This window comes from Vibrio sp. ABH4_348 (assembly GCF_056159765.1).
Window position 1 is genome coordinate 220639 of sequence record NZ_JBSWVW010000001.1, and the last position, 17100, is coordinate 237738.

The 17100-nt window shown below is 44.6% G+C and carries 13 protein-coding genes; 8 read left to right on the top strand and 5 right to left on the bottom strand.

Features of this window, described 5'->3' with window-relative positions; all coding sequences use genetic code 11:
- Nucleotides 1–43 precede the first annotated feature (43 nt).
- The 3 genes from pilB to nadC all read right to left on the bottom strand — a co-directional run bounded on the left by pilB (nucleotide 44) and on the right by nadC (nucleotide 3408).
- Nucleotides 44–1735 (bottom strand): type IV-A pilus assembly ATPase PilB, encoded by a 1692-nt coding sequence (gene pilB, locus ACXAFJ_RS01185; RefSeq protein ID WP_475320850.1) that lies wholly within the window; start codon nucleotides 1733–1735, stop codon nucleotides 44–46.
- Nucleotides 1736–1742: 7 nt separating this feature from the next.
- The gene (locus ACXAFJ_RS01190; RefSeq protein ID WP_475320851.1) at nucleotides 1743–2126 is read right to left on the bottom strand and encodes a pilin; all 384 of its coding nucleotides are present in this window, start codon (nucleotides 2124–2126) and stop codon (nucleotides 1743–1745) included.
- Nucleotides 2127–2520: 394 nt separating this feature from the next.
- Nucleotides 2521–3408, bottom strand: coding sequence for a carboxylating nicotinate-nucleotide diphosphorylase (gene nadC, locus ACXAFJ_RS01195; RefSeq protein ID WP_475320852.1), 888 nt, complete (start codon nucleotides 3406–3408; stop codon nucleotides 2521–2523).
- A gap of 153 nt (nucleotides 3409–3561) precedes the next feature.
- Here nadC and ampD point away from each other — a divergent pair, with 153 nt between their 5' ends.
- Complete coding sequence (gene ampD, locus ACXAFJ_RS01200; protein WP_475324036.1) at nucleotides 3562–4113, top strand: 1,6-anhydro-N-acetylmuramyl-L-alanine amidase AmpD; 552 nt, start codon at nucleotides 3562–3564, stop codon at nucleotides 4111–4113.
- Nucleotides 4114–4134: 21 nt separating this feature from the next.
- On the opposite strand, the gene fldB is transcribed toward ampD, so the two are convergent.
- Complete coding sequence (gene fldB, locus ACXAFJ_RS01205; RefSeq protein ID WP_475320854.1) at nucleotides 4135–4656, bottom strand: flavodoxin FldB; 522 nt, start codon at nucleotides 4654–4656, stop codon at nucleotides 4135–4137.
- Between the two features lie 180 nt (nucleotides 4657–4836).
- On the opposite strand from fldB, the gene xerD reads away from it, so the two are divergent.
- The 7 genes from xerD to ACXAFJ_RS01240 all read left to right on the top strand — a co-directional run bounded on the left by xerD (nucleotide 4837) and on the right by ACXAFJ_RS01240 (nucleotide 16191).
- Nucleotides 4837–5757, top strand: coding sequence for a site-specific tyrosine recombinase XerD (xerD, locus tag ACXAFJ_RS01210; protein ID WP_475320856.1), 921 nt, complete (start codon nucleotides 4837–4839; stop codon nucleotides 5755–5757).
- Nucleotides 5758–5860: 103 nt separating this feature from the next.
- Nucleotides 5861–7600, top strand: a complete 1740-nt coding sequence (gene recJ, locus ACXAFJ_RS01215; RefSeq protein ID WP_475320858.1) for a single-stranded-DNA-specific exonuclease RecJ — start codon at nucleotides 5861–5863, stop codon at nucleotides 7598–7600.
- Nucleotides 7601–7928: 328 nt separating this feature from the next.
- Complete coding sequence (gene pdhR / locus ACXAFJ_RS01220; protein ID WP_475320859.1) at nucleotides 7929–8693, top strand: pyruvate dehydrogenase complex transcriptional repressor PdhR; 765 nt, start codon at nucleotides 7929–7931, stop codon at nucleotides 8691–8693.
- 43 nt (nucleotides 8694–8736) lie between these two features.
- Nucleotides 8737–11397, top strand: coding sequence for a pyruvate dehydrogenase (acetyl-transferring), homodimeric type (gene aceE / locus ACXAFJ_RS01225; protein ID WP_475320861.1), 2661 nt, complete (start codon nucleotides 8737–8739; stop codon nucleotides 11395–11397).
- Between the two features lie 31 nt (nucleotides 11398–11428).
- On the top strand, nucleotides 11429–13330 hold the full coding sequence (gene aceF, locus ACXAFJ_RS01230; protein ID WP_475320862.1) for a pyruvate dehydrogenase complex dihydrolipoyllysine-residue acetyltransferase: 1902 nt from the start codon (nucleotides 11429–11431) through the stop codon (nucleotides 13328–13330).
- 214 nt (nucleotides 13331–13544) lie between these two features.
- Nucleotides 13545–14972: a dihydrolipoyl dehydrogenase gene (gene lpdA / locus ACXAFJ_RS01235; protein WP_475320863.1), complete on the top strand. Its 1428-nt coding sequence runs from the start codon at nucleotides 13545–13547 to the stop codon at nucleotides 14970–14972.
- Nucleotides 14973–15111: 139 nt separating this feature from the next.
- On the top strand, nucleotides 15112–16191 hold the full coding sequence (locus tag ACXAFJ_RS01240; protein ID WP_475320865.1) for an MBL fold metallo-hydrolase: 1080 nt from the start codon (nucleotides 15112–15114) through the stop codon (nucleotides 16189–16191).
- Nucleotides 16192–16254: 63 nt separating this feature from the next.
- On the opposite strand, the gene ACXAFJ_RS01245 is transcribed toward ACXAFJ_RS01240, so the two are convergent.
- On the bottom strand, nucleotides 16255–16869 hold the full coding sequence (locus tag ACXAFJ_RS01245; protein WP_475320866.1) for a LuxR/HapR/OpaR family quorum-sensing transcriptional regulator: 615 nt from the start codon (nucleotides 16867–16869) through the stop codon (nucleotides 16255–16257).
- Nucleotides 16870–17100 lie beyond the last annotated feature (231 nt).

Here is a 17100-nt window from a genome sequence, read left to right on the forward strand (position 1 = left end):
ATATTTCCTCGTTTGCACTCTGCTGGGGCATAAATAAATTAGGTTAGATGTACAAAACTCTTTGAAGCTCAGTGTAACTCGTAATGCCTTGTGAGAGTTTTTCAATACCAGAATCCCTAAGCGTCTGCATGCCTTTGCTTTTTGCTAAGTGCTCTAGCTGCTGAACATTAGCGCCCTTTATAATGGCTTGCGCCAAATCAGTATCAAAGGCCATCACCTCATAAATACCCACCCGCCCGGAATAGCCATTATTACATTCGGTACAACCTTTCGGGTTCGCGGCGTAAAGAGTATCAAAGGTTGAAACGCCAAGGTTTTGCGCGATTAGCTCAGTTGGTTGGAAAGGCTGTTTACAATGACTGCATAGTTTTCTAGCTAGTCGCTGAGCAATGATCAAACTAAGTGACGAAGCAATGTTAAACGGCTCAACCCCCATATTAGCAAGACGAATCACGGTCTCTGCCGCAGAATTGGTATGCAGAGTTGATAAAACTAAGTGGCCAGTTTGCGCAGCTTTGACAGCTATTTCAGCGGTATCCAAATCTCGAATCTCACCAACCATAACTACGTCTGGATCTTGGCGTAGAAAGGCTCGAAGTGCCGTTGAGAAGGTAAATCCTATGGATGGATTTACCTGAACTTGGTTAATGCCTGATAGGTTAATTTCGACAGGATCTTCCGCGGTAGAAATGTTGATGTCAGGTGTGTTGAGTATCCGAAGGCCGGTATACAAAGAAACCGTCTTGCCACTTCCGGTTGGGCCGGTCATTAAAATCATGCCTTGCGGTTTCTTTAGCGCATTTAGATAAAGTGCTTTTTGCTGCTCGTTGTAGCCGAGTTTATCGATATCTAAACTAGCGGCACTACTGTCTAACAATCGCAATACGATTTTTTCCCCCCAGAGGGTGGGGAGAGTGGAGACTCGCATATCAATCGCCGTATCGGCATTGAGTTTGAGCTTTATCCGACCATCTTGTGGAATACGACGTTCAGCAATATCCAATTTAGAAAGTATTTTAAGACGAGCGGCCAAACGTCGACTCAATTGAGAAGAAGGCTTTTGCACTTCGACCAAAATACCATCACATCTAAGGCGTACTCGATATTCTTCTTCGTAGGGTTCAAAATGAATATCGGATGCCCCTTTGCGCACCGCATCAAGCAAAATTTGGTTGATATAACGACTCACCGGCGCAGTATCTAGACTGAGATCTTCAATGTCGGCTATTTCGTCATCGCCAACCTGAACTAAGCTATCTAGTTCTGAAACGCTGATTTCTTTACTAGAACCATTACGCTGCCCATCTATTTGTTTGCCATACAAACGCCGTATCGCACTTTTTAACTCTTTGGGGTCAACAATGACCAGCTCAACCTGTAGGCCAGTGGCAAAACGAAACTCGTCTTCAACTTCGCTTATGGTTGGGTCTGCAACCGCAACGATTAACGAAAAGTCGTTTTTTTCTATGGGAAGTGCGTTAAGGCGGGTGATTAAGTCGCGAAGACCGAGGTTTTGGCAAAGCGGGACATAATCGTAGTGATTCAGGTCAACGTTTGGTAATCCAAATAAACTAGATAAATGCCTAAGTAATTCAGATTCCCTCAATATACCAGAATCTAGAATAACCTCAGATATATTAGTACCTGAGGTTATGCTTGTAGATTCTACATTCTGAAGCTGGGTATCAGAAATAATTCCCGCCTGTTTTAGAGCAGGGAGAAGGTTGGAATTCACAAATTTTCTAGTTTACTGACGTTGCCCAACCGCCAGACGCCATTCGCGTCATTTTGACAGTAACGTTGTCTAGTGTGTATGTAAATTCAGGGGTATCCGTATTTGGGTTTGAAAGTGTTATGCCCTGAGCCGCTGAACCCGCTAGGCCAAGTTTAGGAAAGTTGTTTGTTGTGCCCGCGCCACTAAGGTTTCCGTGCTGTTGGATATACAATTCGGAAGGAGTCATCAAGGCTCTTAGTTTTGCCAACCCGGTCGCTTCTTTGCTGCTTTTTACATAATCTTGATATGCTGGAATTGCAATCAAAGCCAACACACCAATAATCGCTACTACAATCATTAATTCAATCAGGGTAAAACCTTTTTGAACTTTCTTTTTCATATTCTTTTTCATCGTGGTCTCCGTTTTATTTGACGCCATACGTTAAATGGGTAAGCAAAGCCTAAGGGAGTTTGAGATCCCAAAAAACAAGGACTTCAACGGCTTTGGAGCTAAGATAAAGAAAAGGCAATGACGTTTCACAACATTTCCCACAACTTTCGAGTCAGGCTAAATTTTTATTAATGAAGTGATGAAAAACTGTGCATTTAAGCTCAAAGTTTCAGTGATGAGAAAAATTCTCAGTTTGTAGCTATAACAAAGGCTTAGCGCGTTTTTTGTTTCGATTTTGAGACGCTGTGTGAGCTCATTTTTTAGACGGTAGATGCAAATGTTTGGATCAAAAAAGCCAAACAGCAATGTCTGGCTTTTATTAAGGTGAAACTAGTTGATTTTTTTGAGTGAGCTCTTACTGAAACCGAAGAGATAAATCTAGTGCTTTGATGTGTTTGGTTAATGCACCCACTGAGATGTAATCGACGCCAGTTTCTGCATAAGTCTTTATGGTGTCTAAAGTAACATTTCCGGAGTTTTCCAATGCGGCGCGCCCTTTATTGATCTCAACTGCTTGCTTCATCATCTCTACGGTAAAATTATCTAACATGATGATATTGGCGCCAGCCTCGATGGCTTCTTGCAGTTCATCAAGATTTTCTGTTTCCACTTCTACAGGCTTTTCAGGCGCATTATGCTTAGCTGTTGTTATCGCTTGAGTAATTCCGCCACATGCCATGATATGGTTTTCTTTAATCAAATAAGCATCAAATACGCCAACTCTATGGTTGTGGCCACCACCGCAAGTGACTGCGTATTTAAGTGCGTATCGCATACCTGGAATCGTTTTGCGAGTATCCAACAGTTTGCAATTGGTTCCCTTAATAGCCCTAACATATTCAGCTGTTGAAGAAGCGCAACCTGACAATGTTTGGATAAAGTTCATTGCAGTGCGCTCACCAGTCAAAATATCGCGTGATGGACCGGATAAAATACAAAGCGTTTGATTTGCAGACAAAACGTCACCATCTCTTACGGACCAATCAATCGAGACTTTGCCACCCAATTGCGTAAAGACTTCTTCCGCCCATGCTTTACCACAAAAAACGCCGGCTTCTCTTGTGATCAGCTTTGCCGTGCTGTGTTCATCGGCAGGGACGAGGTTGGCGGTGATGTCTGCACTGGCATCTAAAACCCCACCGAGATCTTCTTCTAATGCGAGACGCACTGACTGGGTAATTTCTTTAGGAAGTTGCTGCTGGAGGTGCTCCAAACGAGCGATGCTGTTGTGTTGATTGGTCATGTTCATCTTGTTAACAAGTAAAATGCATCCGGTTAGTTGAGTTAATGATACGTGCATTGGTACGCAAATGCAGCGTTATAAAGAGACTTTTTTGTGCTTACTGGTTTACTGTGTGGATTGTTTTTTGTTGAGTTTATTAAGGTGGTTGAAGTAATGAACAACCTGTATCCGAAGGCGCGTCAAGCGCAGTGCGATTTCTGGAATGATCGACCAGAGGAAACGGATGTCTCGTTGTTAGTGATTCACAATATTCATTTGCCACCAGGTAAACATGGAAATGAAAGCTGGAACAGCAGATATGTTGAAGATTTTTTTGCTGGGAAGCTAAAACCAGAAGAGCACACCTTCTTCGAAGTCATTGCTTCAATGCAAGTGTCCGCTCACTGTTTGATTACCCGAGACGGCGAAGTGGTACAGTTTGTTCCCTTTGATAAAAGAGCATGGCATGCGGGACAATCAAGCTTTGGTGGACGCTCAAACTGTAATGACTATTCAATTGGTATTGAGCTAGAGGGAAGTGATTTTGTCACCTACACGGATGCCCAGTACCAATCGCTTGTTGAGCTCACTCAATATATCACTAAGCACTATCCCGCCATTACTGATGAGCGAATTACGGGGCACCAATACATTTCACCGCTTAGAAAAACGGACCCAGGCTTAGTCTTTGATTGGTCAAGATTTCGAAAAATGTTAATGCAGTAAAAATGATACAAGCTTAGTGTGTTAATCAGATTCTGAGTATTCGGTTAGAACTTGCTCAATCCAAGTGGCAATGCGTTCGTCACTTAGTTCATATTGTGAGTCTTCGTCCAAGGCTAAACCGACAAACTGGCTTTTATCCTCAGTTAGCGCTTTAGAGTCATCGAATTGGTAGCTGTCATCATTTGGCCAATAGCCGTGAATAATCGCACCAAGCGCTTTAACTTCATCGTGTAGCATGCCCATGGCATCAAGGAACCACTCTCCGTAGCCTTCTTGGTCGCCAAGACCAAATAGGGCGATGTGTTTCCCCTTGAGCTGCAGCTCAGGGATGCCATCCCATATTTCCTGCCAGTCCTCTTGGATTTCACCAAAATCCCAAGTTGAAATACCCAAAAGCAACAAATCATAATTTGTCATTTGGGATAGGGTACCGTCTTTTACGTTGTGAATATCAACCAGTTCTTCACCCAAAATAGCACGCATTTTTTCTGCTGCCATTTCTGTATAACAGGTTGATGAACCGTAAAATAACCCGATTTTCATAGAGGATTCTCGTAACACTGACTATCTGGGCAACATGTTACTCTGGAGCGTTAACCTCGACAAGTCACAAAATAATACGACTGGTTCATTCAAACATTCTTCTAATTACTTACATAACTTGCTAAGCCAGTCATTGGACTGTATTTTTATACAGTCTTAAACTTATGGTAACCAGAATACATGAGCCAACAGCTAGATGCGCAGGCCAATCCAGATTTTGGAGTAATAGAGCAGTTTCTTGACGCGATGTGGATGGAGAGAGGACTATCTGAAAATACCTTGGCTTCTTATCGCAATGATTTGAACAAACTCCTTGTGTGGATGACTGAGCGAAACCATAAGCTCAAATCGATTAGTATTGCAGGATTGCAGGACTATCAATCGTGGCTCGCTGATCAAGATTACAAACAGACATCACGTGCACGGATGCTGTCTGCGATACGCCGCTTATTTCAATATTTACACCGAGAAAAACACCGTTTGGATGATCCTTCTGCGTTATTGATTAGCCCCAAACTGCCCAAACGTTTGCCAAAAGACTTGTCAGAACAACAAGTAGAAGATTTATTGGCTGCGCCTAACGAAAGTGAACCGTTAGAACTCAGAGACAAAGCCATGTTAGAGCTTTTGTACGCGACAGGTTTACGTGTAACCGAATTGGTTTCACTGACTATGGAAAACATCAGTCTGCGTCAGGGAGTGGTTCGTGTTGTGGGTAAAGGTGGCAAAGAACGCTTGGTACCGATGGGTGAGTCTGCCGTCGAGTTGATAGAGATGTTTATCCAACAAGGGAGACCAAGTTTGTTGGGCGAAACTACATCTGATGTTGTGTTTCCCAGTAAACGAGGCAGACAAATGACAAGGCAAACCTTTTGGCACCGTATCAAACATTACGCCGTAGAAGCCAATATTGACGTTGAGCTGCTATCGCCACACGTTCTGCGTCATGCCTTTGCTACACACTTGCTAAACTACGGTGCTGACTTACGTGTGGTTCAAATGTTGTTAGGGCATAGTGATTTGTCCACTACTCAGATATATACTCACGTCGCCAATGAGCGCTTAAAACAGATCCACAAAGAGCATCACCCAAGAGCTTAGATAACTATCCTCTCAAACAAACCGAACTTGCACGCTGTCGTTTAGCAAAGGATACTGCAACGACAACTTGATAGATCAACCCCATCAGCTTTTCGAACTTACTATGATTGAAATTACTCGACGCGCAATCCCATCTGAGCACAAGTTATCAAGCCAAATTCCGCCGCTATTACAGCGTATTTATGCTAGCCGAGGTGTGACCGAAGATAGGCAATTGGATAAGTCTTCTCGTGGGCTGCATTCATTCAAAATGTTGGATGGTATTGATAAAGCGGTCGAGTTACTTTTTTCGGCGCTACGCGAACACAAGCGAATCATCGTCGTTGGAGATTTTGATGCCGATGGCGCGACCAGTAGTGCACTTTCCGTTTTAGGCTTAAAAATGCTGGGCAGTCAAAATATAGACTATTTGGTGCCGAATCGTTTTGAAGATGGTTATGGCTTGAGTCCTGAAGTTGTCGACCAAGCGCTGGCGATGGGTGCCGAAGTGATCATGACGGTCGATAATGGTGTGTCATCCATTGAGGGTGTCGCTTATGCCAAACAAAATGGTTTGACGGTCATTGTGACGGATCACCATTTGCCGGGACAAGTACTGCCCAACGCTGATGCTATCGTCAATCCCAACCTAGAAAGCTGTGCGTTTCCGTCAAAGTCATTGGCGGGAGTAGGTGTGGCGTTTTATCTGATGATGGCTTTATGCGTTCATATGCGCCAGAAAAACTGGTTTTCTGAACAAGGTGTTACTGAACCTAAGTTGATGGAGCTTATCGATTTAGTTGCGTTGGGTACAGTGGCCGACGTGGTACCACTTGATGAAAATAACCGCATTTTGGTGCATCAAGGTTTGCAACGTATTCGTGCCGGTAAAGCACGCCCCGGAATTCAAGCCCTTATTGAGGTGGCTAACAGAGATGCAAGCCGACTAGTAGCGTCCGATTTCGGATTTGCTCTGGGACCAAGGATAAATGCAGCGGGCCGGTTGGATGATATGTCATTTGGGGTTGAATTGCTGCTGAGCAATAACATCCATGCGGCAAGAAGAATGGCCAATGAATTGGATGGTTTGAATCAAACTCGCAAAGAAATTGAATCGGGCATGAAACAAGAAGCGATGGCATTCTGTGAGCGATTACAGTTTAGCGATGATCAGTCACTACCTCATGGCCTTGTTATGTTTCAACGCGATTGGCATCAAGGTGTGATTGGGATATTAGCTTCGAGAATTAAAGAACAATTTCATCGTCCAGTTATCGCGTTTGCCGATGGTGGTGAAGGTACCATTAAAGGCTCGTGTCGTTCGATTCCCGGACTTCACATGCGTGACACTCTGGATCGTATAGATACACAAAACCCGGGGTTAATTCATAAATTCGGTGGTCACGCTATGGCGGCGGGTTTAACCATCAACGAAGCGGACTTCGATAAATTTGCTAAGTTGTTCGATTCGGCGGTGAAAAGTGAATTAGATGAAAGTGCACTCAAGGGGCAAATTTTATCGGATGGCGAATTAACCCCGGAAGAGTTCAATCTCTCAACCGCTGAAATGCTACGTGCTGGTGGCCCTTGGGGACAAGCTTTTCCAGAACCAATCTTTGATGGTGAGTTTAAAGTCCTTCATCAAAAGCTCGTCGGTGAAAAGCACCTCAAATTAATGGTTGAGCCGCTAATTAAAGGACACACCAGCCAAAAGATGGTCGATGCCATTGCCTTTAATGTTGACCTTCGCCAATGGCCTGACCCAAGTGCAAAAACAATACGATTAGCATACAGGCTCGATGTGAATGAGTTTCGTGGTAATCAATCGTTACAACTGATGGTCGAGCACCTAGAGTCGATCTAGCCTTCCTAAGATTTATTAAGCCTTTATAGGTTGCGATAGCTCACTGATTTTCATAGCTATCGTTTTTATTTATTAAGAACTCCCTCCCTTAGTGAGCTGCTCATCAATATTTAGTAACACAAATTTCACTAAATTGTTTTTGACTTGTAATTGGTAAGACCATTTTATAGCTGCTATCTTAACCAATTGTTACAGCGATGTTTGTGTATTTGCTGAACAATGATGTCGGTCAATTTTTGACTGGACAGTTGTGTTTTATTTATGTTAATTTCTGCCGCAACTTGAAATTGGTATTACCAATTAACAGCAAAGTGAAAAAACAATAGAAATGGCTTATCAACGGATTCGTCAACCCAAGCTTTCAGATGTCATTGAACAAGAGCTAGAGAGGTTGATTGTAGAAGGAACACTCTCTCCGGGGCAGAAATTGCCACCAGAGCGCGAACTGGCTAAACAGTTTGACGTGTCGCGTCCATCTGTCCGTGAAGCAATTCAGAGATTGGAGGCGAGGAGATTACTTACTCGTCGTCAAGGCGGTGGTACGTTTGTAAGCGAATCTATCTGGACTAGCTTCTCCGATCCGCTACTCAATCTATTGTCGAACCATTCTGAAACTCAGCTTGACCTGTTAGAAACTCGTCATGCGATGGAAGGGATTTCAGCTTACTTTGCTGCAGTACGTGGTACCGAAGAAGATTTTGCACGTATTCAATCGTGTTTGGCTGACATTCAGCAAAACCAAGACGCTAAAAATATTGAGGCAGAAGCTTCAGCGGTAATGGCTTTTCTGATTGCGTTGACCGAAGCGGCACATAATGTGGTGTTGCTTCATATCGTAAGAAGCCTTTCACCATTGCTAGAACAGAATGTCCTGCAGAATTTGAAATTACTTCACCGCCGTCCTGAGGTGGTGGAAAAAGTCAGTAAGCATAGAGCCAGTATTGTCGATGCTATCGTTTCGGGAGAGCCTGAAAAAGCTCGTGAAATGAGTCATTCACATTTGGCCTATATTGAAGAAACTTTGCTGGATTTGAACCGTGAAGAATCTCGTCGAGAACGTTCACTGCGTCGAATGCAGCAGGGCAACGACTAAGTTGCTTAATAATTAGATCCAACTAACAGAAGGATAGATCGCCATGTCTGATCTCAAACATGACGTAGACGCACTGGAAACTCAAGAGTGGCTACAAGCTCTCGAATCAGTGGTACGTGAAGAAGGTGTAGAGCGTGCTCAGTTCCTATTGGAGCAAGTACTAGAACAAGCGCGTTTAGACGGCGTTGACATGCCAACTGGCGTAACGACCAACTACATCAACACGATTCCTGCAGACCAAGAGCCAGCGTATCCTGGTGATACTACGTTAGAGCGTCGCATTCGCTCTATCATTCGCTGGAACGCGATCATGATTGTACTGCGCGCTTCTAAGAAAGACTTAGAGCTTGGTGGTCACATGGCGTCTTACCAGTCGTCTGCTGCATTTTATGAGACATGTTTTAACCACTTCTTCCGCGCTCCTAACGAAAAAGATGGCGGTGATTTGGTTTACTACCAAGGCCACATTTCTCCAGGTATCTACGCTCGTGCTTTCCTTGAAGGTCGTTTGACTGAAGAGCAGCTAGATAACTTCCGTCAAGAAGTGGATGGCAACGGTCTATCTTCCTACCCACACCCGAAGTTGATGCCTGAATTCTGGCAATTCCCAACGGTATCAATGGGTCTAGGTCCAATCTCTGCGATTTACCAAGCTCGTTTCCTTAAGTACCTAGATGGCCGTGGCCTAAAAGACACCAAAGAGCAGCGTGTATACGCGTTCCTAGGTGACGGCGAGATGGATGAGCCAGAATCACGCGGTGCTATCTCATTTGCAGCGCGTGAAAAGCTAGACAACCTATGTTTCCTAATCAACTGTAACCTTCAGCGCCTAGATGGTCCTGTAATGGGTAACGGTAGCATCATTCAAGAACTTGAAGGCCTATTCCGAGGCGCAGGTTGGAATGTAGTGAAAGTTATCTGGGGTAACAACTGGGATTCTCTGCTAGCAAAAGACACCTCAGGCAAGCTTCTTCAGCTAATGAACGAAACGGTTGACGGTGACTACCAAACGTTTAAAGCGAAAGATGGCGCTTACGTTCGTGAGCACTTCTTCGGTAAGTACCCTGAAACAGCAGCACTAGTTGCTGACATGACTGACGATGAAATCTTCGCACTTAAGCGTGGTGGTCATGAATCTTCTAAGTTATACGCGGCATTCAAGAACGCGCAAGACACTGAAGGTAAGCCAACAGTAATCCTAGCTAAAACCGTAAAAGGTTACGGTATGGGTGATGCAGCTGAAGGTAAAAACATCGCGCACCAAGTTAAGAAGATGGATATGACCCACGTTGAGCACCTACGTTCACGTCTTGGTCTGGAAGATCTTGTTTCTGATGAAGAGCTGAAGAACCTTCCTTACTTGAAGTTAGAAGAAGGTTCAAAAGAGTACGAATACCTACACGCTCGTCGTAAAGCTCTGAAAGGTTACACACCGCAGCGTTTGGTTAACTCTACACAAGAGTTTATTGCTCCTGAGCTAGACGCATTCAAACCTCTTCTAGAAGAGCAGAAGCGTGATATCTCTTCGACTATGGCTTACGTTCGTGCATTGAACATCTTGTTGAAAGACAAAAACATCGGTAAGCAGGTTGTGCCAATCATCGCTGATGAAGCTCGTACTTTCGGTATGGAAGGTTTGTTCCGTCAAATCGGTATTTACAACCCGCACGGTCAAAACTACACACCACAGGATCGCGACATTGTTTCTTACTACAAAGAAGCGACATCAGGTCAAGTTCTACAAGAAGGTATCAACGAGCTAGGTGCAATGTCTTCATGGGTAGCGGCGGCAACGTCTTACTCAACGAATGACCTACCAATGATTCCGTTCTACATCTACTACTCTATGTTTGGTTTCCAACGTGTTGGTGACATGGCATGGATGGCGGGTGACCAACAGGCTCGTGGTTTCCTATTAGGTGCAACCGCAGGTCGTACAACGCTTAACGGTGAAGGTCTACAGCACGAAGACGGTCACTCACACGTTCAAGCTGGCACGATTCCAAACTGTATTTCATACGACCCAACATTTGCGTATGAAGTTGCCGTTATCATGCAAGATGGTATCCGTCGTATGTATGGCGAAAACGAGAACGTGTTCTACTACCTAACCTTGATGAACGAGAACTACGCACACCCTGCAATGCCTGAAGGCGCAGAGGAAGGTATCCGTAAAGGTATCTACAAGCTAGAGACTTACGCAGGCGACAAAGCGAAAGTTCAGCTGCTAAGTTCAGGCACCATCATGAATGAAGTTCGCAAAGCGGCGCAAATTCTAAGTGATGACTACGGAATCGCGTCTGACGTGTTCTCAGTAACCTCATTTAATGAGCTAGCGCGTGACGGTCAAGCGGTAGAGCGTGTGAACATGCTTCACCCTGAAGCAGATGCACAAGTTCCATACATCACAGAAGTATTGGGTACTGAGCCTGCTATCGCTGCGACGGACTACATGAAGAACTACGCAGAGCAAGTTCGTGCTTTCGTACCGGCGGAATCCTACAAGGTTCTAGGTACTGATGGCTTCGGTCGCTCAGACAGCCGTGAAAACCTACGTCGTCACTTCGAAGTGAACGCAGGTTACGTGGTAGTTGCAGCACTAACCGAGCTTGTTAAACGCGGTGATGTTGAAAAATCAGTGGTTGTTGAAGCAATTAAGAAGTTCGACATCGACACTGAAAAAACTAACCCGCTATACGCATAAAACAGCGCTTAATTAAGAAGGTAGATAAGCAATGGCAATCGAAATTAATGTACCTGACATTGGTGCGGATGAGGTTGAAGTTACTGAAATTCTTGTAAGCGTTGGCGACAAGGTTGAAGAAGAGCAGTCTCTTATCACAGTTGAAGGCGATAAAGCTTCTATGGAAGTTCCTGCTGCTCAAGCGGGTATCGTAAAAGAAATCAAAGTTGCTGAAGGTGACTCTGTTTCTACTGGTTCTCTAATCATGATTTTCGAAGCAGATACTGCACCTGCTACGGCAGAGGCAGCACCAGCAGCGGCTCCAGCTCCAGCAGCTGCGGCTACTTCTGTTGCAAGTGAACTTAAAGAAGTTCACGTACCGGATATCGGTGGCGATGAAGTTGAAGTGACGGAAATCATGGTTGCAGTTGGCGACAGCATCGAAGAAGAGCAATCTCTTCTAACGGTTGAAGGCGACAAAGCTTCTATGGAAGTACCGGCACCATTCGCGGGTACGCTAAAAGAGATCAAAGTAGCTGCAGGCGATAAAGTATCGACTGGCTCTCTAGTTATGGTATTTGAAACGGTTGGCTCTGGCGCTCCAGAAGCACCCGCACCGGTAGAAGCTCCTGCAGCAGCGGCTCCAGCAGCCTCAGCAGCGAAAGAAGTTAATGTTCCTGATATTGGCGGTGACGAAGTAGAAGTTACTGAGATCATGGTAGCGGTTGGCGATACAGTAGAAGAAGAGCAATCTCTAATTACTGTTGAAGGCGACAAAGCGTCTATGGAAGTTCCAGCTCCATTCGCGGGTACGGTAAAAGAAATCAAGATTGCCTCTGGCGACAAAGTCACGACAGGTTCTCTGATTATGGTATTCGAAGTAGCAGGCGCGGCGCCAGCAGCTCCTGCTCAAGCGGCACCTACTGCTCCTGCCCCAGCGGCGGCACCTGCAGCAGCTCCGGCGGCTTCATCTGCTCCAGCAGCGAAAGGCGATTTCCAAGGCTCTAGTTTCGAAGAAAATAACGATTACGCGCACGCGTCTCCTGTTGTTCGTCGTCTAGCACGTGAATTTGGCGTTAACCTAGCTAAGGTTAAAGGTACAGGTCGTAAGAGCCGTATCTTGAAAGAAGACGTTCAATCTTACGTGAAAGATGCACTTAAGCGTCTTGAATCTGGTGCAGCAGCATCAGGTAGCGGTGACGGCTCAGCTCTTGGCCTACTGCCTTGGCCAAAAGTGGACTTCAGCAAGTTTGGTGAAACAGAAGTTCAGAAGCTTTCTAAGATCAAGAAGATCTCTGGTGCTAACCTACACCGTAACTGGGTAATGATTCCTCACGTTACTCAGTGGGATAATGCGGACATCACCGAGCTAGAAGCATTCCGTAAAGAGCAGAATGCTATCGAAGCGAAGAAAGATTCAGGAATGAAGATCACGCCACTAGTGTTCATCATGAAAGCCGCGGCAAAAGCGCTTGAAGCATTCCCTGCATTTAACTCTTCTCTATCTGAAGATGGCGAGAGCATCATTCTGAAGAAATACGTAAACATTGGTATCGCGGTTGATACACCAAATGGCCTAGTGGTTCCAGTATTCAAAGATGTAAACAACAAAGGCATCTACGAGCTATCTGAAGAGCTAATGGCTGTATCGAAGAAAGCACGTGCTGGCAAGTTGACTGCAGCGGATATGCAAGGCGGTTGTTTCACTATCTCTAGCCTTGGCGGTATCGGTGGCACGGCGTTTACACCAATCGTAAATGCGCCAGAAGTGGGCATTCTTGGTGTGTCTAAGTCTGAAATGAAGCCAGTTTGGAACGGTAAAGAGTTCGAACCGCGTCTGCAACTGCCGCTATCACTATCATACGATCACCGTGTGATTGATGGTGCAGAAGGTGCGCGCTTCATCACTTACCTAAATGGTTGCCTAAGCGATATTCGTCGCCTAGTGTTGTAATCGAAAAGGGCGGCATTAGCCGCCTTTTTTTCATCGGATACCCCTTTGTTTTTCTGAAGAACAAAACGAAGTGTTGTCTGGCTCACAGGCTAAATGGATTAACTTTTCACACCTTTAACATCTCTGTAAAATGCTATCGGTCTGAAAACACGTCTTAACTCAAAAGAATTAAACCCACTCAGCCTGTTAGGGATAATGACTACAAGAGGTCAAAATGAGCAAAGAAATTAAAGCCCAAGTTGTTGTACTTGGTTCTGGTCCTGCTGGTTACTCTGCTGCATTCCGTTGTGCAGATTTAGGTCTTGAAACTGTACTTGTCGAGCGTTACAGCACGCTTGGCGGTGTTTGTTTGAACGTGGGTTGTATCCCATCAAAAGCATTGCTTCACGTTTCTAAAGTAATTGAAGAAGCAAAAGCTATGGCTGATCACGGTGTTGTGTTTGGCGAACCACAAACTGACATCAACAAAATCCGTATCTGGAAAGAAAAAGTTGTTAATCAACTGACTGGCGGCCTAAACGGCATGGCTAAAATGCGTAAAGTTAGCGTAGTGAATGGCTACGGTAAGTTTACTGGTCCTAACACCATCTTGGTTGAAGGCGAGGGTGAATCAACGACCGTAACGTTTGATAACGCTATCGTTGCCGCAGGTTCACGCCCAATCAAACTGCCATTTATTCCGCATGAAGACCCACGTATTTGGGATTCAACAGATGCTCTAGAACTTAAAGAAGTACCTGAAAAGCTACTTATCATGGGGGGCGGTATCATTGGTCTAGAAATGGGTACGGTATACCAGTCTCTAGGTTCTCAGGTTGATGTGGTAGAAATGGCCGACCAAGTTATTCCTGCGGCAGACAAAGATATCATTCGCGTTTACACCAAACGCGTTAAGAACAAGTTCAACCTAATGCTTCAAACCAAAGTAACTGCAGTTGAAGCAAAAGAAGATGGTATCTACGTCTCTATGGAAGGCAAAAAAGCACCAGCAGAAGCAGAGCGTTACGATGCTGTATTGGTTGCAATCGGTCGTACGCCAAATGGCAAACTACTGGATGCTGAAAAAGCAGGTCTGGAAGTTGATGAGCGCGGCTTTATCAACGTTGATAAGCAAATGCGTACTAACGTTCCTCATATTTTTGCTATCGGCGATATCGTTGGTCAACCAATGCTTGCGCACAAAGGTGTGCATGAAGGTCACGTTGCCGCTGAAGTCATTGCTGGTAAGAAGCACTACTTCGACCCTAAAGTTATTCCTTCAATTGCTTACACTGAGCCAGAAGTGGCTTGGGTTGGTAAGACAGAAAAAGAAGCGAAAGAAGAAGGCATCAAGTACGAAGCAGCAACTTTCCCATGGGCTGCGTCAGGCCGTGCCATCGCTTCTGACTGCTCAGACGGTATGACTAAGCTAATCTTCGATAAAGAGACTAACCGTGTTATCGGTGGTGCTATCGTTGGCACTAACGGTGGTGAACTACTGGGTGAAATCGGTCTTGCAATCGAAATGGGTTGTGATGCAGAAGATATCGCATTAACTATTCACGCTCACCCAACACTGCATGAATCAGTTGGTCTAGCGGCGGAAGTTTTTGAAGGTAGTATTACTGACCTGCCAAACCCAAAAGCGAAGAAGAAAAAGTAATCGCTTAACGGTATTGTCAAAAAGCCCTGCAACTATGTTGTAGGGTTTTTTTTATGTCTGATGATAAAAGTAAACTATTAAGTTTACTTTTGTGTTGGTAATAATTACACTGTGTGGTGTACTTTTTAGGAAGGCCACTATGCGTTTATTTGTTTTGACCGTCGTGATACTGAGTTTAGGAGTTTTGACAATGCAATCTATGCGAACAGAGAAAAAATTCTACAACCCTGAATTGGGTGAACAACCAACCGATGCTGGAATCTGGACCATTTCAAAGGAATACTTAAAAGTAAAACGCGACGTACCAACACCAACTAACCAGATTCCTGTCAAAAGTCTGGATATTGATGCCTTTCAAGATTCCCAACAAGACTTGGTTGTTCGCTTAGGACACTCAACGGTACTGATTAAGATTGATGGTCAAATCATACTCACGGATCCCGTTTTCAGTAAGCGAGCGTCACCGGTTCAGTGGTTTGGGCCAAAGCGTTTTCATGAGAGCCCAGTTAACCCTGACGACCTCCCAGAAATTGATGTGATTATTATCAGCCATGATCATTATGATCACCTTGATAAAAACAGCATTTTGCAATTGGCTGACAAAACTAAGCGAATTGTCGCACCTCTCAATGTCGGTAAACGAATGGTGGACTGGGGCGTACCTGAATATAAAGTTATTGAGCTCGATTGGTGGCAAACAACCCAATCCGAAGCGGTAGAGATCGTCGCAACACCATCACAGCACTTTTCCGGGCGCGGGCTGACCGATGGTAATCAAACCCTTTGGGCAAGTTGGGTTATCAAAGGTTTGAACAGCAATATCTTTTTCAGTGGAGATACCGGTTATTTTGGTGGATTCAAAGAAATTGGTGAAAGGTACGGTCCGTTTGATCTAACCATGATGGAAACTGGCGCTTACAACAAACTGTGGAGCAAAATCCATATGATGCCGGAACAAAGCGTACAAGCGCATTTGGATGTGAAAGGTAATCACTTAATGCCGATCCATAACGGTACCTTCGACCTGGCAATGCACGATTGGTTTGATCCCTTCGAACAGGCGAAACTTTTTGCAGACCAACATAAGGTCAAACTGCTGACACCTATGTTTGGTGAAATGATCGAGATTCGAGATCCTAAGCCAACAAGTGAATGGTGGCGAGAGGTAGAAACCGCGCATTTTGAACAATCGGCTGAATTGGCTCTGAATCAGAACTAGTTCAATAGGCTCTAATCAAAAAAGGGGAGGCCATTAGGCTTCCCCTTAAACGTTTAATCGATGTTATTCTTGGTTTTTGTAGATACAAAGCATGTCCAAGTAGCTGTTCACAAGCTTAGACATCGCCTCTTGATCACCAACACGATTTGCGTGAACAAACAGCGAGTAACAGATACCGTGGAATAGGTTCGCTAGGTTTTCTGCCTCGTGCTCATCGCACACTTCACCGCGTTCAATTGCTTTGGTGAACATATTTGCCACAAGCAATTGGTTGGTGCGGTTGGTCGAAACGAACAGCGGCCATACCTCATCACGAGTCGATGCACTCCACTCAAACCACACTTTTAGCCAGTGACAGTCGTTGATAACTAAGTCCACCATGGCTGTGGTTAAGTTGTTGAGGTTTTCCTTGGCGTGAATGTCTAAATCAATGTTTTCTGTTAAGAAATTAGAGAATTGACGAACGACGTGGTTTAGTACGTCATCAACCAAATCTTCACGAGTAGGGAAGTAGTTGAAGACGGTCGCCACTGATACTTGAGCGATTTCTGCGATATCAGCGTGACCACCACGACCGATTCCGCGACGCGCAAATACTTCCAGAGCGATTTCCATTAGCTGTTGTTTGCGTTTCAGAGGCGCTAGGCGCGTCCGAGGCCTTTTAGCGATTGAATCCATAATATTTCCTTGCCAATTGAGTTGTTGTACTGATGGTTTTTTAAACCTATTTATTATTTTGTAAATTGCGATTAGCCTAATGAGTGTAATGGTGCATATGAAATAGGTCAATATTTGTTGTTCAAATTATCACCATAATTGTTGATTTTTAATCAACTCAGTTGAGAAGTTGACTATTTGGTTACCGTATGTCGATTTCTCCTCTACGCTTATCAGTGTTAAACTACGCCT